The organism is Seohaeicola sp. 4SK31 (assembly GCF_028802875.1).
GTDB lineage: Bacteria > Pseudomonadota > Alphaproteobacteria > Rhodobacterales > Rhodobacteraceae > Seohaeicola.
This window is the reverse complement of record NZ_JARAMP010000003.1, coordinates 80,638-102,484: the sequence shown is the minus strand read 5'-3', so window position 1 is coordinate 102,484 and position 21,847 is coordinate 80,638. Positions and strand designations below refer to the sequence as shown.

Here is a 21,847-nt window from a genome sequence, read left to right as displayed (position 1 = left end):
CCGCGGCACTGCGCGGGATAGCGTCAGAGCCATTCGGGGATGGTATCGCGATTTATCATTTCGTCAAAGGTCGGACGTCGGCGGATAACCGCGAATTGATCACCCTTGACCAGAACCTCGGGGATCAGGGGCCGCGTATTGTATTCGCTGGCCATCACCGCGCCATAAGCCCCGGCCGAGCGGAAGGCGATCAGATCCCCCGCCTTCACCGCAGGCAGGGCGCGCTGCCGCGCAAAGGTATCCCCCGTCTCGCAGACCGGTCCCACCACGTCATAGACATGGGATTCGACCCCCGGCGCAGGCTCGACCACCGGCACGATGTCATGGTGCGCGTCATACATGGCCGGGCGGATCAGATCGTTCATTGCCCCGTCCACGATCAGGAAATCGCGCCCCTCGCCCTGTTTCACGTAAATGACCTGACTGACCATCACCCCGGCATTGCCCACGATCAACCGGCCGGGCTCGATCTCGATCTCGCAGCCCAGATGGCCCAATTCCTCGCGAATCATCCCGCCGTAATCAATCGGCAGGGGCGGCGCGGCGTTCGACCGCTCGTAAGGAATGCCAAGGCCCCCGCCCAGATCCAGCCGTTCGATCCGGTGACCATCGGCGCGCAGCACCTCGGTCAGTTCGGCTACCTTGCGATAGGCCAGACGGAACGGCTCCAGATCGGTCAGCTGGCTGCCGATATGCACGTCGATCCCCACCACCCGCAGACCCGGCAGGCGTGCCGCATGGGCATAAACCTCGCGCGCCCGCGCAATCGGGATACCGAACTTGTTCTCGCTCTTGCCAGTGGCGATCTTGGCATGGGTCTTGGCATCGACATCGGGGTTCACCCGCACCGTGATCGGCGCCACCATCTCCAGATCCAGCGCCACGCGGTTCAGCACCTCCATCTCGGGCTCGCTTTCCACGTTGAACTGCCGCACCCCGCCTTCCAGCGCCAGCCGCATCTCGGCCTCGGTCTTGCCGACGCCGGAAAACACGATCCGCTCACCGGGCACCCCCGCCGCGCGGGCGCGCAGGTATTCTCCGCCCGACACCACATCCATGCCCGCGCCCAGCGCCGCCAGCGTCTTGAGAATCGCCACATTGGACGCCGCTTTCATCGCATAGCAGACCAGATGATCCATCCCCGCCAGCGCCTCGTCGAACAGGCGGAAATGCCGCTCCAGCGTGGCGGTGGAATAGCAATAGAAGGGCGTGCCGACGACAGCCGCAATCTCGGACAGAGGCACATCCTCGGCATGAAGCGCGCCGTTGCGATAAAGAAAATGATCCATGCCCGAAAACCCCTGCTGCGTCACAGCCTCATAACAGGTCGCGCGCCCCGTTCAATGGCGCGCTGCACCCGCTTCATCTTGCCATAAATACTCAAAAGCCCCGCTCAGACAGGGCGCGTCCGCAGGAAGAGGTAAAGCGGCAATCCGCAACTGACCCCGATGCAGAAGGTGGCCGGAACAGCCACAAGCGCCAGCCAGTTCCGCCGCACGGCCACTTCGGCAATGATCCAGACCGTCAGCGTGATCGCCGCGATGGTCAGATCCCATGTCAGCCCGGTGGTCGAGGCATTCACATACCAGGCGTCGATCAGCCCGGACAGGCCGGTGCCCGTCTCGACCATATAGGTGACGAACCAGTACATCGGATGCACCGCACCCCAGATCGCCAGTGCCAGATAGACCATCCGCAAGGGCGACATTATAGACCCACCCGCAGGCTGACCGGCCCCTTGTTCAACCCCACACTGGCTGACGGATAGATGCCGCCCCGCGTGACCGAGACACCCGCATCCAGCGAGGGGCGCACCGGTGCACCCTCGACCCCGCAAGCGGCCAGCAGGATCAGGGACAGTCCGCAGAGTATCAAAGCCTTCATCTCATCGCCCTCGGTTGCCGATGCGTCAATTGATGGTGCGCGTCACGCCGATCCGGGCCGTGCCAGATACCGACACGCCGGTCTCGGCAGGCGCTGCCTGCGCGCCCCGCGCCGCCTCGGCCTGGGCTTCCCCATAGCGATCCGACGGTGCCGCGCAGGCAGCCATCGCCAGCAGCGCGCCACCGATCAGGGTCGTTCTCAGCGTCAATCTCATCCCAGCCTGTCCTTCCAGCGGGCCACCTGCGCGCGCACCTGCGCGGGTGCCGTTCCCCCGTAAGACATGCGCGACGCGACCGAGTTTTCAACACCCAGCACGCCAAAGACATCCGCCGTGATCCCGGCATGGACCGATTGCATGTCCTCCAGCGCCAGATCCGGCAGATCGCAGCCCCGCGCCTCGGCCATGCCGACCAGCGTGCCCGTCACATGATGCGCCTCGCGGAACGGCAGGCCCAGCGCCCGCACCAGCCAGTCGGCCAGATCCGTCGCGGTCGAAAACCCCGCCCCCGCCGCCGCCTGCATGGCGGCCCGGTTGGCGGTCATGTCCCCAACCATCCCCGTCATCGCGGCCAAGGCCAGCATCAGGTTGTCGGCGGCGTCGAACACCTGTTCCTTGTCCTCCTGCATGTCCTTGGAATAGGCCAAGGGTAGCCCCTTCATCACCATCATCAGCGCCACATTGGCCCCGAAAATCCGCCCGATCTTGGCGCGGATCAACTCCGCCGCATCCGGGTTGCGCTTCTGCGGCATGATCGACGATCCGGTCGACCATTTGTCCGACATCTTCACGAACCGGAACTGCGCGGATGACCAGATCACCAATTCCTCGGCAAAGCGCGACAGATGCATGGCGCAGATCGACGCACAGGACAGATATTCCAGCGCGAAATCCCGGTCACTCACCGCATCCAGCGAATTGGCCGTGGGCCGGTCAAAGCCCAAGGCCTTGGCCGTCATCTCGCGGTCAATCGGAAACCCGGTGCCTGCCAGCGCCGCCGACCCCAGCGGCGACTCGTTCATCCGGGCACGCGCATCCGCGAAACGACTGTGATCGCGGCCCAGCATCTCGACATAGGCCATCATGTGATGCCCCCATGTCACCGGTTGCGCGGTCTGCAAATGGGTGAAACCGGGCATCACCCAATCCGCCCCCGCCTCGGCCTGCGCCAGAAACCCGCGCTGCAACGCCGCGATCCCGGCCATCGCCGCGTCCATCTGATCGCGCACCCACAGGCGGAAATCCGTGGCCACCTGATCGTTGCGCGACCGCGCCGTGTGCAGCCGCCCCGCAGGTTCGCCGATGATCTCCTTCAGACGCGCCTCCACATTCATGTGGATGTCCTCCAGCGCGGTCGAGAAAACAAACTGTCCCGTCTCGATCTCTGACAACACCGTGAGCAGCCCTTCCCGAATGGCCGCAGCGTCGCTATCACTCAGGATACCTGTTGCCGCCAGCATGTCGGCATGGGCCCGAGAGCCGGCAATGTCCTGCGCCGCCATCCGCTGATCGAACCCGATCGAGGCATTGATCGCCTCCATGATCGCGTCCGGGCCGGCGGCGAAACGGCCACCCCACATCTGGTTTGAGGTCTTGTCGGTCATATGCTGCACCTTGGAGGGAATATGCGTCTTCTTCGTCAGATCGTCCTTTATACGGCTCTTGCCCTTGGTGCAAACACCGCCCTTGCCGATGTCGCTGCACTTGAGGCGCTGCGGGATGGCGACATGAAGAAGCTGAACTTCCACAGCACGCCGCAGCCCGTCTCGGACACGCCCTTCGCCACATGGGAAGGCGGTGAGGGGCAGCTGTCCGATTACGCGGGCAAGCATATCGTGCTGAACTTCTGGGCCACATGGTGCGCCCCCTGCCGCAAGGAAATGCCGCAACTGTCGCAATTGCAGGCCGAACTGGGCAGCGACAGTTTCGAGGTCGTAACCATCGCCACAGGCCGCAATCCGCCGCAGGCCATGCAGCGGTTTTTCGAGGAAATCGGCGTCGATAACCTCCCCCTGCACATGGACCCCAAACAGGCGCTGGCGCGCGAAATGGCCGTGATGGGCCTGCCGATCACCGTGATCCTGAACCCCGAAGGGCAGGAAATCGCCCGCATGCGCGGCGATGCGGACTGGTCCTCCGACAGCGCCAAGGCGATCGTTTCGGCGCTCATCGCCGGGATGTAAGGGCCACGCTCACCCCATCCGCGCCACATCGGCATGGCGCGGGCAACCCGTCAGATGATCATTGACCAGACCCGCCGCCTGCATGAAGGCATAGGTGATGGTCGGCCCGCAGAACTTGAAACCCGCGCGCTTCAAATTCTTGGACAATTCAATCGAAATTTCCGTCTGCGCCGGAACCTCGGACAAATGGCCGAAACGGTTCTGCACCGGCACCCCGCCGACATGATCCCAGACCCATGCCGCAAAGCCGCCCTGCCCCTCGATCCGCTCGAAAGCCTGCGCATTCCCGATCATCGCCACCACCTTGCCGCGATGGCGGATGATGCGCGGATCGTCCATCAGACGGGCAACCTCCGCATCCCCCCAACCTGCAATGACAGCAGGGTCAAACCCCTGAAACGCCTCACGAAATCCCTCGCGCCGCTTGAGGATGGTGATCCAGCTCAACCCCACCTGAAACCCTTCCAGACACAGCAATTCCCACAGCGCGCGGCTGTCGCGTTCCGGCACGCCCCATTCCGTGTCGTGATATTCCAGATAGATCTGATCTGGTCCCGCCCAGCCGCATCTGCCGTCCATCGCACACCCTTTCCTGCCGTTGCGGACGAGTTTATGAAAATTAGAACAAAATGGGAATGTTATCTCTTTGGTAAGAGCTGGGGCACAAACATCGACTCCGGGTCAGGTCAGAGGGCAAGCGATGCGTCACGGCAAACGAAGATTCGCGCATATCGCGGTTGAGGATGCGTCGCCCCTGGATGTCGCGATCTTCACCCGTGACCGCGGCATCGTGGCGATGGTGGCCGCTGCCCTGCGCCACCGCGAAACGCTGCTGGCGTTTCAACCCGTCGTGCAATCGCAACGCCCCGACCGGATCGCCTTTTACGAAGGGTTGATCCGCGTGCTGGACGACACCGGCCGGATCATCCCGGCGCATGATTTCATCGACGCCGTCGAAGCCACGGAAACGGGCCGCATTCTGGATTGCGTGGCGCTGGAAACCGGGCTGCGCACCCTGCAACGCAATCCGCAGATCCGGCTGTCCATCAACATGTCCGCCCGCTCCATCGGCTATCCGCGCTGGATGCGCAGCCTGCGACAGGGGGTGCAATCCGATCCCACCATCGGCGAACGGTTGATCCTCGAAATCACCGAACGCAGCGCCATGACGGTGCCCGAGCTGGTGGTGCGCTTCATGGCCGATCTGCAGACGCGCGGCATCACCTTCGCGCTGGACGATTTCGGCGCGGGCTATACCTCGTTGCGCTATCTGCGGGATTTCCAGTTCGACGTGATCAAGATCGACGGCACCTTCGTGCGCGGCGTGAAGGACGACGCGGACAATCAGGTGCTGACCCGCGCCATGGTGGACATCGCGCGGCAATTCGACATGTTCACCGTCGCCGAAAGCGTGGAAAACGTCTCCGACTCCCGCTGGTTGTCCAGTATCGGGGTGGATTGCCAGCAAGGGTATTTCTTCGGCGCGCCGACCGTGCATCCGCCCTGGAACAGCCCCTCTCCGCAGGCGGCCAGACTGCATCGTGCGGGCTAGGGGCATCATCCTGTTGCCGCGGCGGGCCTCATCCAGTATCACACAAGGCAAGGCGGGGAGTCCGGTGCCCGCAACCCCGCGTGGCCCCGGATGATCCTCGATCTGCAAATTGGTGGAGGATATACATGACCAATGTCGTAATCGCCTCGGCAGCGCGCACCGCTGTCGGCTCTTTCGGGGGCGCATTCGCCAACACGCCCGCCCATGATCTGGGGTCCGCCGTGCTTGAGGCTGTCGTATCCCGCGCGGGCATCGACAAATCCGAAGTGTCCGAAACCATCCTCGGTCAGGTGCTGACCGCAGGTCAGGGCCAGAACCCCGCACGTCAGGCGCATGTGAACGCCGGCCTGCCAATCGAATCCTCGGCCTGGTCGATCAATCAGGTTTGCGGTTCGGGTCTGCGCGCTGTCGCACTGGCCGCACAGCATATCCAGTTGGGCGATGCGTCCATCGTGGCCGCAGGCGGTCAGGAAAACATGACCCTCAGCCCCCATGTCGCGCATCTGCGCGCGGGCGTGAAGATGGGCGATGTCTCCTATATCGACTCGATGATCCGCGACGGTCTGTGGGATGCCTTCAACGGCTATCACATGGGCCAGACCGCCGAAAACGTCGCCGAAAAATGGCAGATCAGCCGCGACGCGCAGGACGAATTCGCCCTCGCCAGCCAGCACAAGGCCGAAGCCGCGCAGAAAGCCGGGCGCTTCGACGATGAGGTCATTGATTTCGTTGTGAAATCGCGCAAGGGCGACATCATCATCAACAAGGATGAATACATCCGCCACGGCGCCACCATGGATGCGCTGCAAAAACTGCGCCCGGCCTTCACCCGCGACGGCTCGGTCACGGCGGCCAATGCCTCCGGCCTGAACGACGGCGCTGCGGCCGTGCTGCTGATGACCGCGGACGAGGCGGAAAAGCGCGGCATCACCCCGCTGGCGCGCATCGCCTCCTATGCCACCGCCGGTCTGGACCCGTCCATCATGGGCGTCGGTCCGATCCACGCCAGCCGCAAGGCGCTGGCCAAGGCGGGCTGGTCGGTCGAGGATCTGGATCTGGTCGAAGCGAACGAGGCTTTCGCCGCGCAGGCCTGCGCCGTGAACAAGGACATGGGCTGGGACCCGTCCATCGTGAACGTAAACGGCGGCGCCATCGCCATCGGCCACCCCATCGGCGCCTCGGGCTGCCGCATCCTGAACACGCTGCTGTTCGAAATGCAGCGCCGCGATGCCAAGCGGGGTCTGGCCACGCTATGCATCGGTGGCGGCATGGGCGTGGCCATGTGCCTCGAGCGGGCCTGATCCGCAGCGGGCGGATGGATATCAAGGGGCGCCATCGGGCGCCCCTTTGTTTTTCCGCCTATCGGAAAAAATCGCGCCGGAGCCGCAAAACTTCGCGCAACATTCTTGCGTATCAACACCTTTCAAAGTAACCAAGTTACCGAAGCACAGCCAAATTGGAGGATATCATGGCAAGAACAGCACTCGTCACAGGCGGATCACGCGGGATCGGCGCGGCCATTTCCATCGCCTTGCGCGATGCGGGCTACACCGTCGCGGCCACCTATGCCGGCAATGACGAGGCCGCCGCGGCATTCACCAAGGACACGGGGATCAAGACCTACAAGTGGAACGTCGGCAATTACGAGGAATGCGCCGCCGGAATCGCCAAGGTCGAGGCCGAAGTCGGCCCCATCGACGTGCTGGTCAACAACGCGGGCATCACCCGCGACGCCCCTTTTCACAAGATGACCCCGCAGCAGTGGCACGAGGTGATCGACACCAACCTCACCGGCGTGTTCAACATGACCCATCCGATCTGGCCCGGCATGCGCGAACGCAAGTTCGGCCGCGTCATCATCATCTCGTCGATCAACGGCCAGAAGGGCCAGTTCGCACAGGTGAACTATGCCGCGTCCAAAGCGGGCGATCTGGGCATCGTCAAGTCACTGGCACAGGAAGGCGCGCGCTTCGGCATCACAGCCAACGCGATCTGCCCCGGCTATATCGCCACCGACATGGTGATGGCGGTGCCGGAAAAGGTCCGCGAAAGCATCATCGCGCAAATCCCCGCCGGTCGTCTGGGCGAACCGGAAGAGATCGCCCGCTGCGTGGTCTTCCTCGCCTCGGACGACTCGGGCTTCATCAATGGCTCGACCATTTCCGCCAACGGCGCGCAATTCTTCGTCTGATCCGGCCCAAGGCACCCACAGCCCCCTGCCGCAACGCAGGGGGCTTTTTCATGTCCACGTCCGGCCCGTCATGTGCGATCCTGCACAGAATACGCGCCGGGATGCGTGTTTTCTGCGCGCCGGTGCAGCGCATATTCTGCTGCAAAGGAGAACCGACATGCTCACCCAGATCAACGGACTGCACCACGTGACCTCGCTGGCCAGCGGGGCACAATCCAACAACGATTTTTTCACCAAGACCCTCGGCCTGCGCCGCGTCAAGAAAACGGTCAATTTCGACGCGCCAGAAGTCTATCACCTCTATTACGGCGACGAGATGGGCACACCGGGTTCGGTCATGACCTATTTCCCCTTTCCGGGCGCCCGCCGTGGCCGCCCCGGCGCGGGCGAGGTCAGCGTGACCACCTTCGCCGTGCCCAAAGGGTCGCTGCCCTTCTGGGCAGATCGTCTGGCGACCTTCGACGTGAAGAATATCAAGCCGGAGACGCGCTTCGGCGAAAACCGCCTGCGCTTTGACGGCCCCGATGGCGATGGTTTCGCACTGGTCGAGGTGGATGACGACCGCGCGCCGTGGGAAGGTCAGGGCATCAGCGCCGATCACGCGATCCGCGGCTTCCACTCCGCCGACATGCGCCTGCGCGACGCCGGGGCCAGCGCCGAACTGCTGCGCTTCATGGGTTATGAACAGACCGACACCCAAGGCGACATCACCCGCTTCCGCATTTCTGGCGGCAATGGCGCGGATGTCGTGGATATCGAAACCCTGCCCGGCGCCGCCCCGGCGCAGCAGGGTGCAGGCTCCGTGCACCATCTGGCCTTCTCGGTCACCGACCGCGCCGCGCAGCTAGAGGTGCGCAAGGCGCTTCTGGATACCGGCTGGCAGGTGACGCCCGTGATCGACCGCGATTACTTCTGGGCGATCTACTTCCGCACCCCCGGCGGCGTCCTGTTCGAAGTGGCGACCAACGAACCCGGCTTCGACCGCGACGAGGATAGCGCCCATCTGGGGCAAGCCCTGAAACTGCCCAAGCAGCACGCGCATCTTCGCGATGTTCTGGAGCAGCGCTATCTGGAGCCGATCCGTGACTGACACCTCCTATACCTATGCCGAGACGCGGGGGCGCGCAGGCGCGCCCCTGCTGTTGACTTTTCACGGCACCGGCGGGACAGAACATCAGTTCCACGGCTTTGCCGAGCGGCTGATCCCCGGCGCGCATGTCGTCTCGCCGCGCGGCGATGTGCTTGAAGGCGGCATGAACCGCTATTTCCGCCGCACCGGAGAGGGCGTCTACGACATGGACGATCTGGCCAAGCGGCGCGACCGGATGGCGCGGTTCATTCTGGATCACAAGACCCGCACCGCAGCGGGTCAGGTCGCGGGCCTCGGCTATTCCAACGGGGCCAATATCCTGATGGCGGTGGCGCTGGACCATCCCGATCTGGTGGACCGCATGGTGCTGATGCACCCGCTGATCCCCTGGACACCCGCGCCACAACCGGGCCTCGCGGGACGCCGGGTCCTGATCACCGCCGGGCAACGCGATCCGATCTGCCCGGCACCGCTGACGCAGGCACTGGCGGATTACCTGACGGCGCAGGGCGCGGATGTGACGCTGGAATGGCATTCCGGCGGGCACGAGATCACGCAAGGAGAGGTGCAGGCCGTCACCGATTTCATGGCGGCCTGATCCCGTCGCCACCATGATAAAAGGTCAGCCAAATCCATGGCTGACCTTGCCCCGACAGGGTCGAGGGCTTGTTCTACGCGTGTTGGGGTATTCAGGCGTTAGCGCTCAGGCGCTCGATTTCTTCTTTCAGGCGCAATTTCTGCTTCTTGAGGGTGGCGATTTCAGCAGTGCTGACGCCCGGCGCGCGTTGCGCTTCCTCAACCTTGTCCGAGAGCGTGCGGTGTTTCTTCTTCAGTTCCTCGACATGCGAACTCAAGCTCATTGGCATTCTCCTCTCATATGTGAACATCACATGACAAGTGCATCACAGAATCAGCAGCAAGTCACGCTGCACCCGCAGCATCAGGCAAAGAATTTCCAACAGAATTGAAACAATTCATGGTTGCGCCCGTCAGAAAGGCAGCCCCGCCCCGTCGCGCAGCACCGATCCGACCAGCGGGGTATAGCTGTCGCGATCCCCGTCATGCGCCGCACCTTCATGCATCAGCACCGAGTCGCACAGGCGAAAAGCCGCGCGCCCCCCCTTGCGCCCCCGGATGAGCACCAGTTGCGCGGGCCTGCCCCGGCGCGGCGTCAGCGGCAGCACCTCCACCGATCCCAGCCGCGCGGTCATCAGCGCCATCAATTCGGGCAGGCGTTCGGCCCGCTGGATAAAGGTCACATAGCCGCCATCGACCACCCGGCGCGCGGCCACCTCGACCCAGCCGGCCAGTGATACACGCTCACCCAACGCCGTCTCGCGCCCGGTATCGGTGGCAGGCGTGCTCTGATCCCGCAGGAAATAAGGCGGATTGGCGATCACATGATCGAACCGCCGCTGGCGCAGATCGGCAGGCAGGGCGGTCAGGTCAGCCGTCACGACCTCGAACGGGGCCGCCATGTCACAGGCATTGCGCCGCGCCAGATCGGCATAGTCGGGCTGGATCTCCACCCCCGTCAGCGCCAGCCCCGGCACCCGCGCCGCCAGACACAGCGACGCGACGCCCACACCGCAGCCCAACTCCAGCACCGATTGCCCGGTCCGCGCCGGAACGGATGCCGCCAGCAGCACCGGATCGACCCCCGCGCGATAGCCGCGCCGGGGTTGCCAGATCTGCAACCGCCCGCCCAGAAAGGCGTCGCGGCTCAGCGTGGCCTCATCCATCGGGTCCCATGCCATTGTCGGTGATGACCCGCAGCGCGGCATCGTAATCCTCGTCCCGCACCATCAGGCGGCGCGGCAAAATGCCGATGCTGCCTTCAAGGACGCTCATGTTTACGTCGATTTCAAAGCAGTCTATACCCTCGCCCTGAAGCAAGGATGTGGCCATCGCCATCGAGACCGGATTATTGGTGCGCATCAGTTGTTTCATACAGGGCAGATAAGGGCATGGTGCGCGATTTGTCGACCCGTGCAGCAGGGAAAACATGAGCCTCGACCGCGCTTCCACCAAACCGCATGAATTGCTGGCCCAGCATCTGGCCGAGGGGATGGAGGCGGTGAACGCCCTGATCGCGGACCGCATGGCCTCGGAACACGCGCCCCGCATCCCGCAGGTGACCGCGCATCTGGTGGGGGCGGGCGGCAAACGCCTGCGCCCGATGCTGACGCTGGCCGCGGCCGAACTCTGCGGCTACGACGGCCCCTATCATGTGCATCTGGCCGCGACGGTCGAATTCATCCACACCGCAACCTTGCTGCATGACGACGTGGTGGATGAAAGCGCGCAGCGCCGTGGACGGCCCACGGCAAACCTTCTGTGGGACAACAAATCCTCGGTGCTGGTGGGGGATTACCTCTTCGCCCGCGCCTTTCAGTTGATGGTGGAGCCGGGCAACCTGCGCGTGCTGGAAATCCTGTCCAACGCCGCCGCAACGATTGCCGAGGGCGAGGTGCTCCAACTCACCGCCGCGCAGGACCTGCGCACGGATGAGGGCATCTATCTGCAAGTCGTGCGCGGCAAGACCGCCGCCCTCTTCTCCGCCGCTACCGAATCCGGCGGCGTTCTGGCGGGTGCCAGCCCCGCGCAGGTGCAGGCACTGTTCGACTATGGCGACGCGCTGGGGATCGCCTTCCAGATCGTCGACGACCTTCTGGATTACCAAGGCGACAGCAAGGAAACCGGCAAGAACGTGGGCGACGATTTCCGCGAACGCAAGCTGACCCTGCCCGTCATCAAGGCCGTGGCCCGGGCCACCCCGGAAGAGCGCGCCTTCTGGTCGCGCACCATCGAAAAGGGCGACCAGCGCGACGGCGATCTGGACCATGCCATCGCCCTGATGCAGAGCCACGCCACGCTCGACGCCACCCGCGCCGATGCAATCCGCTGGGCCGACCGCGCCAAGGATGCGATGCAGACCCTTCCCGATCACCCCCTGCGGCAAATGCTTGTGGATCTGGCCGACTACGTCGTGGCCCGCTTACGCTAAGCGCTGCCCCTGCCGCTTCATCTTGCCGGAAATACTCCCGCCGGAGGCTCCGCCGGCGCCGCCGGGCGCAACCCCTCAGGACAGGCGCGCGGCCCGCACCCACCAACCGGGCCGCGTCAAGGCATCCGCCGCCCGCGCCGCCGCATCCGCATCCGCATAAAGCCCGAAACAGGTCGCCCCGGACCCCGACATCCGCGCCAGCAAACACCCCGCTGTTGCGCCAATCGCCGCGATCACCTCACCGACGACCGGCGCCGCCGCGACAGCCGCGTCCTGCATGTCGTTGCGCTGTCCCGCCAGCCAAGCCGCCAGATCCCCCGCATCGGCCCAGCGCGGCAACACATCCGGCATGGCCGCATTGTCCTTGCGCGCCAGACTGCGGAAGATCACGGCGGTCGAGACGCTGACCCCCGGATTGACCAGCACGGCATACAGCGGCGGCAAACCCTCCACCGGCACCACATCCTCACCGATGCCCCGCATCCGCGCAGCCCGCGCCATCAGGCAGACCGGCACATCCGCCCCCAGTGACAGGCCCTGATCCGCCGGCAGGTGGAGCCCCGGCACCAAGGCCACAGCCCCCCGCAGCACGGCAGCGGCATCCGAGGACCCGCCCCCGATCCCGGCGGCCGAGGGCAGATGCTTCTCCAACCCGATCTCCAGATCAACGCCCATCCGCGCCGCCGCCCGCAGCACCAGATTCTCAGGTCCCACCGGCACGCCCGCCGCCATCGGCCCCGTCACCGTCAGCGCGGGCCGATCCGCCCGTCGCAGGGTCAGCCTGTCCCCGACATCGGCAAAGACCACCAGACTGTCCAGCAGGTGATAGCCATCGGCCCGCTGGCCCGTGACATGCAGCGTCAGGTTGATCTTGGCCGGGGCCAGCTCCACATGGCCGCGCACTGCGCCGCCCGTGTCAGTTGCCATTCGCCACGCGGGCCAGGGGCTGCGCACCCTCTTCCGCCAGCACCACATCCAGCCCGACCTCAAGCTTGCGGCGGATTCGCACGGCGTCCTTTTCCTCGGGATCAAAGGACAGGGCACGGGTCCACTGGAATTCGGCCTCGCGATAGCGCCCCACGGCCCAGAGGACATCCCCCAGATGGTCGTTCACGATCGGATCGACGGGCATCAACTCTGCCGCGCGCTCCATATGGACCACCGCCTCTTCATAGCGGCCAAGGCGGTATAGCACCCATCCCAGACTGTCCACGATATAGCCGCTGTCAGGGCGCGCCGCGACCGCGCGCTCGATCATGTCAAGCGCCTCGTCCAGCTTGATCTGCTTTTCCACCAGCGAATAGCCCAGATAGTTCAACACCTGCGGCTGATCCGGATTCAGTTCCAGCGCCTTGCGGAAATCCGCCTCGGCCTTTTCCCAGTTGTCCTGCCGCTCATGGGCAATGGCGCGGGCATAGTAGATGAACCAATGCCCCCCATCCTCGGACGGATACAGCGCCACCGCAGTATCATAAGCGGTGACCGCATCCCCGAAACGCTCCATCTGGCGCATCAGATCACCCAGCGTGACATGCACGATGGGCAGATCGCCATGGCTGCGGGTCAACTGCTCCAGCACCTCGGACGCCGCATCCAGCCGGTCCAGTTTGCGCAGCGCCTCGGCCCGGCCCAGTTCCGCCGCATGGAACGAGGGATCGTTTGCGGGCACCTGCTTGTAGGTCGCCACCGCAAGATCGAACTTCTCCATCGATTCCAGCAACGAGGCGCTTTGCAGGATGGCGTCCGTATGATCCGGCCTCAGATAGGATGCCACGCGCGAGAAGAGCAGCGTGTATTCATCCCCCGCCTCACGGCGCAGGAAAGAGGCCACGGTGTGGAACACCTCGGCGATACCGTCGGTCGGGTTGGTGATCAGGTTGAACGGCAGCACCGAATCCTCGACCAGCGCCGCCCGCATCGCGGTCAACGCAGGATCAAGATCCGGGCCGAACATCTGGTCCAGCATCTCGACCGCCTCGGGATCGCGGTCCAACTGGCTAAGGATCTGCACCCGCGCGATGGCGGCGCGACGGGTCAGTTGCAGCGGCCCTCCCGACTCGGCGGCAAAGATCGCCTCGGCCCCCTCGAAATCCCCCACCATCGCCAGCGCCAGTGCCTTGTGATAGCTGGCAAAGGGGCCAAGCCCGTCTTCGGCGGCCAGCTTGTCGAACGTGGCCAGCGCCGCGCTCACATCGCCCTTGCCCATCTGGGCCCATGCGATCGTCAGCCCGTCGACCAGCGGCCCGGTGCCGCGTTCCTCGGACATGCGGCTCAGAAGCGCGTCGAATTCTCCGTTGCGCGCCTCGGCCGCGGCCAGCACCATGCTCGCGACCTGGCTTTGCAGCCCGTCCGCCTCCATCTTGCGCGCGATGGGCAAGGCCCGGTCCAGATCGCCCAGCGACAGGAAGGACAGCACCGCGTTCTCCATCAACATCGCGTTGGAGGGATCGCGTGTCAGGGCTTGCGTGAAGTAATCCGCCGCCGCCGTGTAATCTCCCAACAGCACGGCCTGCCGCGCCGCCAGATAGGCCCCGGTATTCGGCTCGGCCCGGGCACTGCCGCCCATGGCGGACCCGCCGACAAGCGCCGCGCATATCGCCACGACCAGCGACCGTCCCGCCCATTTTCTGCCCGACACTGCCACGCCTCCCGGTTGATCCAAGCCTGTTTTCGGGGTCTGCACAGGGCAAACCCTCTCCTCAAGGATAAAGCCTAGCGTTTCTGCGGCCAAACGCAATGAGAGGCGGCAATTCGCCGCCTCTCTGATCACCTTTCCGCCGCAATACGGGGCAGGTCTGCCCGATCCTTCCGCTTACATGTTCGGATAGTTCGGCCCGTCACCCCCCTGCGGCGTCACCCAGTTGATATTCTGGCTGGGGTCCTTGATGTCGCAGGTCTTGCAATGGACGCAGTTCTGGAAGTTGATGACAAAGCGCGGGTCCTTGCCCTCTTCGGCCACCACCTCATAAACACCGGCCGGGCAATAGCGCTGCGCGGGTTCGGCGTATTTCGGCAGGTTCACCGCGATCGGGATCGACGGGTCCCGCAGTTGCAGATGGCAGGGCTGATGCTCCTCGTGGTTGGTCATCGAGAAGCTGACATTGGTCAGACGGTCGAAGGACAGCTTCCCGTCAGGCTTGGGATAGTCGATCGGCTTGTGCTTGTCCGCCGGTTCCGTGGCGGCCGCATCGGTCTTGTCATGCCCCATCGTCCCCAGCAGCGAAAAGCCCAGCGTATTGGTCCACATGTCGAACCCGCCCAGCGCAAGGCTGGCCGTCAGGCCGTATTTCGACCAGAGCGGCTTGACGTTGCGCACCTTCTTGAGATCGCGGCCAATGGCCCCGTCACGCACTTCCGTTTCGTAATCCGTCAGTTCGTCGCTGGCCCGGCCCGCCTTGATCGCCTCAAAGGCCGCCTCGGCCGCAGCCTTGCCCGACAGCATCGCATTGTGGTTGCCCTTGATGCGCGGCACGTTGACCATGCCCACCGAACAGCCCAGCAGCGCCACACCGGGTGCCACCATCTTGGGCATGGACTGATAGCCACCCTCGGTGATCGCCCGCGCGCCATAGGCCACCCGCTTGCCTCCGTTCAGAAGCTCGGCCACCATCGGGTGATGCTTGAAACGCTGGAATTCCATATAGGGGAAAAGATGCGGGTTCTTGTAATTCAGGTGAACCACGAAGCCGACATAGACCTGATTGTTCTCAAGATGATAGATGAAGGACCCGCCGCCGGCATTGCTGCCCAGCGGCCAGCCCATCGTATGGGTCACCGTTCCCTCGCGATGCTTGGCGGGGTCGACCTCCCAGATCTCTTTCATCCCAAGCCCGTATTTCTGCGGTTCCTTGCCCTTGGACAGATCGTATTTCGCGATCACCTCCTTGGACAGCGACCCGCGCACCCCCTCGCAGAGGAAGACATACTTGCCGTGCAGCTCCATCCCCGGCTCATAGGCGTCACCCTGCGTGCCATCGGGATTGCGCCCGAACTCGCCCGCGACCACGCCCTTGACCTCGCCGTTGTCGCCATAAACCATGGCCGAGCAGGACATGCCGGGGAAGATCTCGACCCCAAGCGCTTCGGCCTGTTCCGCCATCCAGCGGCAGACATTGCCCATCGACACGATGTAATTGCCGTGGTTGTTCATCAGGGGCGGCATCGGCCAGTTCGGGATGCGGACCTCGCCCGCCTCGCCCAGCATGTAGAAGTTGTCATGCGTGACCGGCACGTTCAGCGGCGCGCCCTTCTCTTTCCAGTCGGGGATCAGCGCATCCAGACCCACCGGGTCCAGAACCGCGCCGGACAGGATATGGGCGCCCACTTCCGAACCCTTTTCCAGAACGACGACGTTCAGATCGGCATCCAGTTGCTTCAGCCGGATTGCGGCAGACAGACCCGCGGGACCTGCCCCCACGATGACGACGTCATATTCCATGGTTTCGCGTGTGATATCCGACATGGCTGGCCCCTTTTGACAGTGCGCGCAAGAAAATTGCGCCGATGGTTACCGCGCCGCAGCATTGCGCGTCAATCACGACACGACGTTAAACCGCTCAAATCGGCGTTTCCAGCGCAGTCGGGCGCGGTTGCGCCGGTATCCGGCTTCGACTATTGCAAAGGCAATGCGCCCTGGGGCAGGGTGTAGCGCACCAAAACCCGAAAGCAAACCGGGTCATTTCCCGCAGATCAAGTACACGGAACCCGTTGGATGGAAAAGATACCTATGACCCGCGCGGGACATGCCGCGCTCGAGGCCGAGTTGAAGCAGTTGAAATCCGTCGAACGGCCCGCGATCATCAAGGCGATTGCCGAGGCGCGGGAACATGGCGACCTGTCCGAGAATGCGGAATACCACTCCGCCCGCGAAAAGCAGTCCTTCATCGAAGGCCGCATCAAGGAGCTTGAGGGCATCATCTCGCTGGCCGAGGTGATCGATCCCAAGGCCCTCTCCGGTGCGATCAAGTTCGGGGCCACCGTCACGCTGGTGGACGAGGATACCGACGAGGAAAAGACCTGGCAGATCGTGGGCGAACACGAGGCCAGCATCGAAAAGGGCCTGCTCAACATCAAGTCGCCCATTGCGCGCGCCCTGATCGGCAAGGACGAAGGTGATTCCGTCGAGGTTCGCACCCCCGGCGGCGAGAAATCTTACGAAATCGTCAAGATCGCCTATATTTGACCCCTATTTGCAGGGAATATCTGGCCCATGGTCGGAAGAAATGACGGGAAATCCACACCGCTTGGGATCTATGATCGCACGCGCGCCGCACAGATCACCTCGATCGAGGTGATCGCGATTGCGCTGTCGCTGCTCTGGCTTCTGGGCTGCGGGTTGTTCTTCCTTCTGGTCCCCGCCTCCCAGGTCCCGGATGAGGGCGGGGCGCTGCGCTTCATGATGACGATGCTGGCGATGTTCATGCCGGTGGCGATGATCTGGGTCGGCGCCACCGCCGCCCGCGCCAGCCGCGTGATGCGCGAGGAAAGCCAGCGTTTGCAGGCCGCCATCGACGCGATCCGGCAGGCCTATGTGGCACAATCCCAGGGCCGCGCGCTGTCGGCCGAACCATCTGTCGCCCGCAAACTGGACGAGATCGCCGCCGCCACGCGCAAGACCGAAACGGCACTGGCCAAGTTCACGTCCAGCCGCCCCCAGACCGCGCCGCTGCGGCCGAAACCAGAAACCGCCGCGCAAAACGGGGCCGAGGATCAGGCCAATCTGCCGCTTGGCACCCCCGCCGAGGACATGGGGCCGCCCCTCTCGCGCGAGGATTTCATCCGCGCCATGAATTTCCCCGAAACCGCCGAGGATGAGGAAGGTTTCGCCGCCCTGCGCAAGGCCCTGCGCGACCGGCAGGCGGCGCAACTGGTGCAGGCCAGTCAGGACGTGCTGACCCTGCTGTCACAGGACGGCATCTACATGGACGACCTGCGCCCCGACATGGCCCGCCCCGAAATCTGGCGCCGTTTTGCCGGTGGCGAACGTGGCCGCGCCATCGCGGCGCTGGGCGGCATCCGCGACCGCTCCTCTCTGGCCCTCACCGCCGGACGCATGAAGCAGGACCCGATCTTCCGCGATGCCGCGCATCACTTCCTGCGCCGCTTCGACAAGATGTTCGCGGAATTCGAGAAAGACGCCACGGATGCCGAAATCTCGGACCTGTCGAACACCCGCACGGCGCGGGCCTTCATGCTGCTGGGCCGCGTCGCGGGGATCTTCGACTAGGTCGCCCGGAAGCCCAGATCCGACAGAATGAAATCCGCAATCCCGGCCGCGTCGTTCAGATCAAAAGCCGCACCATGCCAGCCCATCGCGGCCAAGCCCTGCACCGTCTCACTGGCGACCGCGCGCACGGTGGGGTCATCCGGCGCGATCAGCGGCTGCCCGGTCGCCGCGCGATGCGCCTCGATCTTGGGGTGAGCGTCGCGCTTGTAACCCTCCACCAGCACCAGATCGACCGGCGACAGCCGCGCCAGCAACGCGGCCAAGGGCGGCTCCTCCTCGTTCTCGTTCTCATGCATCAGAACCCAGCGCCGGGCTGAGGCCAAAAGCACCTCGCCCGCCCCCGCCTGCCTGTGCCGGAAACTGTCCTTGCCGGGCTGGTCGATATCAAAGGCATGATGCGCATGCTTGATGCTGGACACGCTCAACCCGCGTGCCCGGATCTCGGCGATCAACCGCTCCATCAGCCCGGTCTTGCCCGAATTCTTCCAGCCGATGACACCGTAAACCTTCATGCCTGCACTCCCTTGGCGACAAGATCCCGCGCCCGCGCCAGATCGTCCGGGGTGTTGATGTTGAAAAACGGATCAACAGCCCCCGTCACCGGAAAGACAACCTCCACCGCGCCCTGCGCCGTCGCGAACGCCATCACCCGCCGCGTGCCATCCGCCAGCGCCGCGCGCAGCGCCGGGGCCAGCGCCACGTCCCACAGCGCAAAGACAGGATGCACCCGGTCGGTCGCAGCGAAAGCCACCGCCCCGCCGCCTGCCGCCAGTCGCGCCACCAGATCACCCGGAAAAAACGGCGTGTCCCCCGCCACGGTGACGACCGCGTCACAGCCCTGCCCCTGCGCCCAGCCCATCGCCGCCAGCACACCTGCCAGCGGCCCCGCATCCGCCATCTCATCCGACAGAACCGGCAGATTCCACGCGCCAAACCGCGCCGGATCGCCATTGGCATTCAGCGCCAGACACGCCACCTGCCCCGACAGCCGCGCGACAATCTCGTCCAGAACAACCTGCCCCTCGGCCAGCGGCAACAGGCATTTGTCGCCGCCCCCCATGCGCCGCGCCTGCCCTCCTGCCAGAATGACCCCTGCAACCTGCTTGATCGGCAATTGAATCTCCCCCGGCCACCGCTTAGGGGTAGGCCACGCCCCGTTCTAAAGGCAGATGATGACCCTCACCACCACCAAATCCGTCTATTGGAAGGGCGTCCGCGACGGCGCACCCTTCATCCTTGTGGTCGCGCCCTTCGCCCTTCTGTTCGGCGTGGTTGCCACGGAAGCCGGGCTGAACGTCTGGGAAACACTGGCCTTTTCGGTCGTCGTGATCGCCGGGGCCGCGCAATTCACAGCGCTGCAACTGATGCAGGAGAACGCGCCCACGATCATTGTCCTCGCCTCGGCGCTGGCCGTGAACCTGCGGATGGCGATGTATTCGGCCTCGCTCACCCCGCATCTGGGGGCCACGCCACTCTGGCAGCGCGCACTCGCCGCCTATGTCATGGTGGATCAGTCCTATGCCTGCTCCATCCTCGCCTACGAGCGCAACCACGACTGGACGCCCGCGCAGAAAATGGCCTTCTACTTCGGCGCTGTCACCCCTGTGATCCCGATCTGGTATGCCATGACCGTGGCCGGCGCCCTGATCGGCAGTTCCATGCCCGCTGGTCTGGCCCTTGATTTCGCGGTGCCCATCACCTTCATCGCCATGATCGCGCCGGCGCTGCGGACGCTGGCGCACAAGGCCGCCGCCCTCGCCTCGGTCGCGCTCGCCCTCGGCTTTGCCTTCGTCCCCTTCAACCTTGGCCTGATCATCGCAGGCATCGGCGGCATGATGGTGGGCGCACAGGTTGAGTTGTGGATGAGCCGGAGGACACAGCCATGACCGATCCCATCATCGCCAAGGGCACGCTCTGGACCGTCATCATCCTGCTGGGTCTGGGCAGTTTCGGACTGCGCTTCGTCTTTCTGGGCCTGATCGGCAACCGGCCCATGCCCGACTGGCTGATGCGCCACCTGCGCTACACCGCCGTGGCCGTGCTGCCCGGTCTGGTCGCACCGCTGGTCGTCTGGCCCACAGCCACCGACGGCGTGCTGGACCTGCCGCGCCTGACGGCCGCGCTGACCACGCTGGCGGTGGGATATTTCACCAAGAACGTGCTCGCCGCGATTTTCGGCGGGGCAGGCATGCTCTATCTGCTGCTCTACCTGATGGGATAGACCAAGCCGTCCGCTTCTTCTTGCCGAAAATATCCCCCGCGGAGCGTCCCCCGCCCGCCCCAAGCGTGGCGGCAGATTACTCCGCCGCCGCTTGCGCCGCCTTCACCCGCTCGGGATCAAAGGATTCCAGCGCCTTGAAGCGGTCCGCATCGTCATATTCATAAAGCCGCTGGGTGGTCGCCCCCGGCAACTGGCCGAACTGCGCCGCCAACTGGTTCGGGAACCATGTGGACCGGATCGCCCCGTTCAGGCCCGGCACATCGCGCAGCAATTCAGACGTGCTCAGCGCGCATTGCGCCCGCGGAATCGGCCCCTGTGCCAGCACACGGCGCAGCACATCCTCGGCCACCTCGGGCGACACCTCGACATGCTGCACGATCACATGGAATGTCTCACGCGCGTGAAAGCGGGTGTAGGTATCCTCCATCACCGGCGTCACACCATAGACCACGTCATTCTTGGTCGCGATGCGCGGATGGCGAAAGGACCCCGCAGGATCAAAGATCACCCGCTGCGACCCGTTCACCATCAAAGAGGTATGCGCCCCGGACCCGTTGGAATTGTTCACCATGGTGAACAGGGTCAGCGCGGGCGGACCATCATGACGATAGACCTTCTCGCGCAGCTGGGAATCCGTCATCGACTGCGATGTTTCGGGCACCGGCGCACAGGCGGAAAGCCCGACCATGACCGCAAGGGCCAATGCGAGACGTGGGATTGTCATGAAGAACCTATCGCGTCGGGGTCCGGACAGCAGACAGATCAGCTGTTGACCAGCGCCATGAACAGCAGGATGCCGATGATCACCACCACGGACCAGACGGTGAAGCGGACGAATCCCTCAAAGGTCTTTTCCTGAACCTCGGTGTTCATCTCGCCGTGCTTGTGCTCTGCCATTGGGATCGTCCTTCAAACTGTTCGCGCCGTGCCACCGTCCGGTGGCGTCGGGCGTCGGAATACCGCAATTCCCCGGCCCTGTCATCCTGTCAAAACGGCGCAGCGCGCGGTTTTTCGCGATGCCCTGCCCCGCCTCATCCCTTCTCCAGCCGCCGCGCCAGCAGAAAGCCGATCCGCTTGGGCGGCTCTTCCTCGGCCGCCTTGGGCATGGCGCGCAGGATCACGCTCAACTGGCTGACATGCTGGATCAACTGCGTCGGCACCCCGTCCTCATCCGTGCCGTGAAAGGTCAGGATGTCGGGATCGAAAAACCCCATCCCCTCGATCTGCAACACCCCGGCCTCGCTGCCCGCGAATCCCATGGCGACCTCATGTTCCTCGTCCAGCTCCGCCTCGAACTCCTGAATATAGATCACCAGCCGCTCATAGGCCCATTCCGCCTCGCTCTTGTCCTCGATATTCACGGAATCCAGATCGGCGGCCACCTGCTTCACGGTCGCCTCGTCGCTGTCGGCATGCACATCGCAGCGGCGCGGGGTCAGCGGGTCGCGCTCATGCGCCTCGGCCACGGTGCTGATCTTGGTCTCCATCGCCCTGC

At 64.4% G+C, this 21,847-nt stretch carries 28 protein-coding genes; 11 read left to right on the top strand and 17 right to left on the bottom strand.

Features of this window, described 5'->3' with window-relative positions:
• Positions 1–23: 23 nt before the first annotated feature.
• The 5 genes from lysA to argH form a co-directional block, all read right to left on the bottom strand.
• Positions 24–1,289 (bottom strand): diaminopimelate decarboxylase, encoded by a 1,266-nt coding sequence (gene lysA / locus PVW27_RS03650; protein WP_274555186.1) that lies wholly within the window; start codon positions 1,287–1,289, stop codon positions 24–26.
• A gap of 104 nt (positions 1,290–1,393) precedes the next feature.
• Complete coding sequence (locus PVW27_RS03645; protein ID WP_274555184.1) at positions 1,394–1,708, bottom strand: DUF2834 domain-containing protein; 315 nt, start codon at positions 1,706–1,708, stop codon at positions 1,394–1,396.
• Positions 1,708–1,884 carry a hypothetical protein gene (locus PVW27_RS03640; protein ID WP_274555182.1) on the bottom strand — a complete coding sequence of 59 codons (177 nt, stop codon included), beginning with the start codon at positions 1,882–1,884 and terminating at the stop codon, positions 1,708–1,710. Before PVW27_RS03640 ends, PVW27_RS03645 begins: the two co-directional genes overlap by 1 nt.
• Positions 1,885–1,909: 25 nt before the next feature.
• Positions 1,910–2,098: a hypothetical protein gene (locus PVW27_RS03635; protein ID WP_274555181.1), complete on the bottom strand. Its 189-nt coding sequence runs from the start codon at positions 2,096–2,098 to the stop codon at positions 1,910–1,912.
• Positions 2,095–3,486, bottom strand: coding sequence for an argininosuccinate lyase (gene argH / locus PVW27_RS03630; RefSeq protein ID WP_274555180.1), 1,392 nt, complete (start codon positions 3,484–3,486; stop codon positions 2,095–2,097). The genes PVW27_RS03635 and argH overlap by 4 nt, the downstream gene beginning before the upstream one ends.
• A gap of 21 nt (positions 3,487–3,507) precedes the next feature.
• Here argH and PVW27_RS03625 point away from each other — a divergent pair, with 21 nt between their 5' ends.
• On the top strand, positions 3,508–4,065 hold the full coding sequence (locus PVW27_RS03625) for a TlpA family protein disulfide reductase (protein WP_274555179.1): 558 nt from the start codon (positions 3,508–3,510) through the stop codon (positions 4,063–4,065).
• 9 nt (positions 4,066–4,074) lie between these two features.
• On the opposite strand, the gene PVW27_RS03620 is transcribed toward PVW27_RS03625, so the two are convergent.
• On the bottom strand, positions 4,075–4,644 hold the full coding sequence (locus PVW27_RS03620) for a DNA-3-methyladenine glycosylase I (protein WP_274555178.1): 570 nt from the start codon (positions 4,642–4,644) through the stop codon (positions 4,075–4,077).
• 121 nt (positions 4,645–4,765) lie between these two features.
• Between PVW27_RS03620 and PVW27_RS03615 the strand changes: the two genes are divergently transcribed.
• From PVW27_RS03615 to PVW27_RS03595, 5 genes are all read left to right on the top strand, one after another.
• Positions 4,766–5,617, top strand: a complete 852-nt coding sequence (locus PVW27_RS03615) for an EAL domain-containing protein (protein ID WP_274555177.1) — start codon at positions 4,766–4,768, stop codon at positions 5,615–5,617.
• A 125-nt stretch (positions 5,618–5,742) separates the two neighbouring features.
• Positions 5,743–6,918 carry an acetyl-CoA C-acetyltransferase gene (locus tag PVW27_RS03610; RefSeq protein WP_274555176.1) on the top strand — a complete coding sequence of 392 codons (1,176 nt, stop codon included), beginning with the start codon at positions 5,743–5,745 and terminating at the stop codon, positions 6,916–6,918.
• 167 nt (positions 6,919–7,085) lie between these two features.
• The gene (phbB, locus tag PVW27_RS03605; RefSeq protein WP_274555175.1) at positions 7,086–7,808 is read left to right on the top strand and encodes an acetoacetyl-CoA reductase; all 723 of its coding nucleotides are present in this window, start codon (positions 7,086–7,088) and stop codon (positions 7,806–7,808) included.
• A gap of 157 nt (positions 7,809–7,965) precedes the next feature.
• Positions 7,966–8,898 carry a VOC family protein gene (locus tag PVW27_RS03600; protein ID WP_274555174.1) on the top strand — a complete coding sequence of 311 codons (933 nt, stop codon included), beginning with the start codon at positions 7,966–7,968 and terminating at the stop codon, positions 8,896–8,898.
• Positions 8,891–9,496, top strand: coding sequence for an alpha/beta hydrolase (locus PVW27_RS03595; RefSeq protein WP_274555173.1), 606 nt, complete (start codon positions 8,891–8,893; stop codon positions 9,494–9,496). The genes PVW27_RS03600 and PVW27_RS03595 overlap by 8 nt, the downstream gene beginning before the upstream one ends.
• Positions 9,497–9,587: 91 nt before the next feature.
• On the opposite strand, the gene PVW27_RS03590 is transcribed toward PVW27_RS03595, so the two are convergent.
• The 3 genes from PVW27_RS03590 to PVW27_RS03580 all read right to left on the bottom strand — a co-directional run bounded on the left by PVW27_RS03590 (position 9,588) and on the right by PVW27_RS03580 (position 10,848).
• Positions 9,588–9,758: a YdcH family protein gene (locus tag PVW27_RS03590; protein ID WP_274555172.1), complete on the bottom strand. Its 171-nt coding sequence runs from the start codon at positions 9,756–9,758 to the stop codon at positions 9,588–9,590.
• Positions 9,759–9,887: 129 nt separating this feature from the next.
• Positions 9,888–10,655, bottom strand: a complete 768-nt coding sequence (locus PVW27_RS03585) for a tRNA1(Val) (adenine(37)-N6)-methyltransferase (protein WP_274555171.1) — start codon at positions 10,653–10,655, stop codon at positions 9,888–9,890.
• On the bottom strand, positions 10,633–10,848 hold the full coding sequence (locus tag PVW27_RS03580) for a putative signal transducing protein (RefSeq protein WP_274555170.1): 216 nt from the start codon (positions 10,846–10,848) through the stop codon (positions 10,633–10,635). Before PVW27_RS03580 ends, PVW27_RS03585 begins: the two co-directional genes overlap by 23 nt.
• A gap of 55 nt (positions 10,849–10,903) precedes the next feature.
• Here PVW27_RS03580 and PVW27_RS03575 point away from each other — a divergent pair, with 55 nt between their 5' ends.
• Positions 10,904–11,905: a polyprenyl synthetase family protein gene (locus tag PVW27_RS03575; RefSeq protein WP_274555169.1), complete on the top strand. Its 1,002-nt coding sequence runs from the start codon at positions 10,904–10,906 to the stop codon at positions 11,903–11,905.
• A gap of 75 nt (positions 11,906–11,980) precedes the next feature.
• Here the strand turns inward: PVW27_RS03575 and PVW27_RS03570 are convergent, their stop codons facing one another.
• The 3 genes from PVW27_RS03570 to PVW27_RS03560 all read right to left on the bottom strand — a co-directional run bounded on the left by PVW27_RS03570 (position 11,981) and on the right by PVW27_RS03560 (position 16,367).
• Entirely contained in the window at positions 11,981–12,832 is an 852-nt protein-coding gene (locus PVW27_RS03570) for a 4-(cytidine 5'-diphospho)-2-C-methyl-D-erythritol kinase (RefSeq protein WP_274555168.1), read from the bottom strand.
• A complete protein-coding gene (locus PVW27_RS03565) occupies positions 12,822–14,471 on the bottom strand; it encodes a tetratricopeptide repeat protein (protein ID WP_274555431.1) in 1,650 nt (549 codons plus the stop codon). Before PVW27_RS03565 ends, PVW27_RS03570 begins: the two co-directional genes overlap by 11 nt.
• A 246-nt stretch (positions 14,472–14,717) precedes the next feature.
• Positions 14,718–16,367 (bottom strand): electron transfer flavoprotein-ubiquinone oxidoreductase, encoded by a 1,650-nt coding sequence (locus PVW27_RS03560; protein ID WP_274555167.1) that lies wholly within the window; start codon positions 16,365–16,367, stop codon positions 14,718–14,720.
• 249 nt (positions 16,368–16,616) lie between these two features.
• Here PVW27_RS03560 and greA point away from each other — a divergent pair, with 249 nt between their 5' ends.
• Entirely contained in the window at positions 16,617–17,087 is a 471-nt protein-coding gene (gene greA, locus PVW27_RS03555) for a transcription elongation factor GreA (protein ID WP_274555166.1), read from the top strand.
• A gap of 27 nt (positions 17,088–17,114) precedes the next feature.
• Positions 17,115–18,131: a hypothetical protein gene (locus tag PVW27_RS03550; RefSeq protein ID WP_274555165.1), complete on the top strand. Its 1,017-nt coding sequence runs from the start codon at positions 17,115–17,117 to the stop codon at positions 18,129–18,131.
• On the opposite strand, the gene mobB is transcribed toward PVW27_RS03550, so the two are convergent.
• Entirely contained in the window at positions 18,128–18,643 is a 516-nt protein-coding gene (gene mobB, locus PVW27_RS03545; RefSeq protein WP_274555164.1) for a molybdopterin-guanine dinucleotide biosynthesis protein B, read from the bottom strand. The two genes, PVW27_RS03550 and mobB, sit on opposite strands and share 4 nt — an antisense overlap.
• Entirely contained in the window at positions 18,640–19,245 is a 606-nt protein-coding gene (gene mobA / locus PVW27_RS03540; protein ID WP_338019930.1) for a molybdenum cofactor guanylyltransferase MobA, read from the bottom strand. The genes mobB and mobA overlap by 4 nt, the downstream gene beginning before the upstream one ends.
• A 58-nt stretch (positions 19,246–19,303) precedes the next feature.
• On the opposite strand from mobA, the gene PVW27_RS03535 reads away from it, so the two are divergent.
• Both PVW27_RS03535 and PVW27_RS03530 read left to right on the top strand, forming a co-directional pair.
• Complete coding sequence (locus tag PVW27_RS03535; protein WP_274555163.1) at positions 19,304–20,017, top strand: AzlC family ABC transporter permease; 714 nt, start codon at positions 19,304–19,306, stop codon at positions 20,015–20,017.
• Complete coding sequence (locus PVW27_RS03530) at positions 20,014–20,352, top strand: AzlD domain-containing protein (RefSeq protein ID WP_274555162.1); 339 nt, start codon at positions 20,014–20,016, stop codon at positions 20,350–20,352. Before PVW27_RS03535 ends, PVW27_RS03530 begins: the two co-directional genes overlap by 4 nt.
• Positions 20,353–20,428: 76 nt before the next feature.
• Here the strand turns inward: PVW27_RS03530 and PVW27_RS03525 are convergent, their stop codons facing one another.
• From PVW27_RS03525 to PVW27_RS03515, 3 genes are all read right to left on the bottom strand, one after another.
• Positions 20,429–21,076, bottom strand: a complete 648-nt coding sequence (locus PVW27_RS03525; RefSeq protein WP_274555161.1) for a hypothetical protein — start codon at positions 21,074–21,076, stop codon at positions 20,429–20,431.
• Positions 21,077–21,114: 38 nt separating this feature from the next.
• Positions 21,115–21,249 (bottom strand): aa3-type cytochrome c oxidase subunit IV, encoded by a 135-nt coding sequence (locus PVW27_RS03520; protein WP_274555160.1) that lies wholly within the window; start codon positions 21,247–21,249, stop codon positions 21,115–21,117.
• 134 nt (positions 21,250–21,383) lie between these two features.
• Positions 21,384–21,839 carry a DUF6173 family protein gene (locus PVW27_RS03515; RefSeq protein ID WP_274555159.1) on the bottom strand — a complete coding sequence of 152 codons (456 nt, stop codon included), beginning with the start codon at positions 21,837–21,839 and terminating at the stop codon, positions 21,384–21,386.
• Between the last annotated feature and the right edge of the window lie 8 nt (positions 21,840–21,847).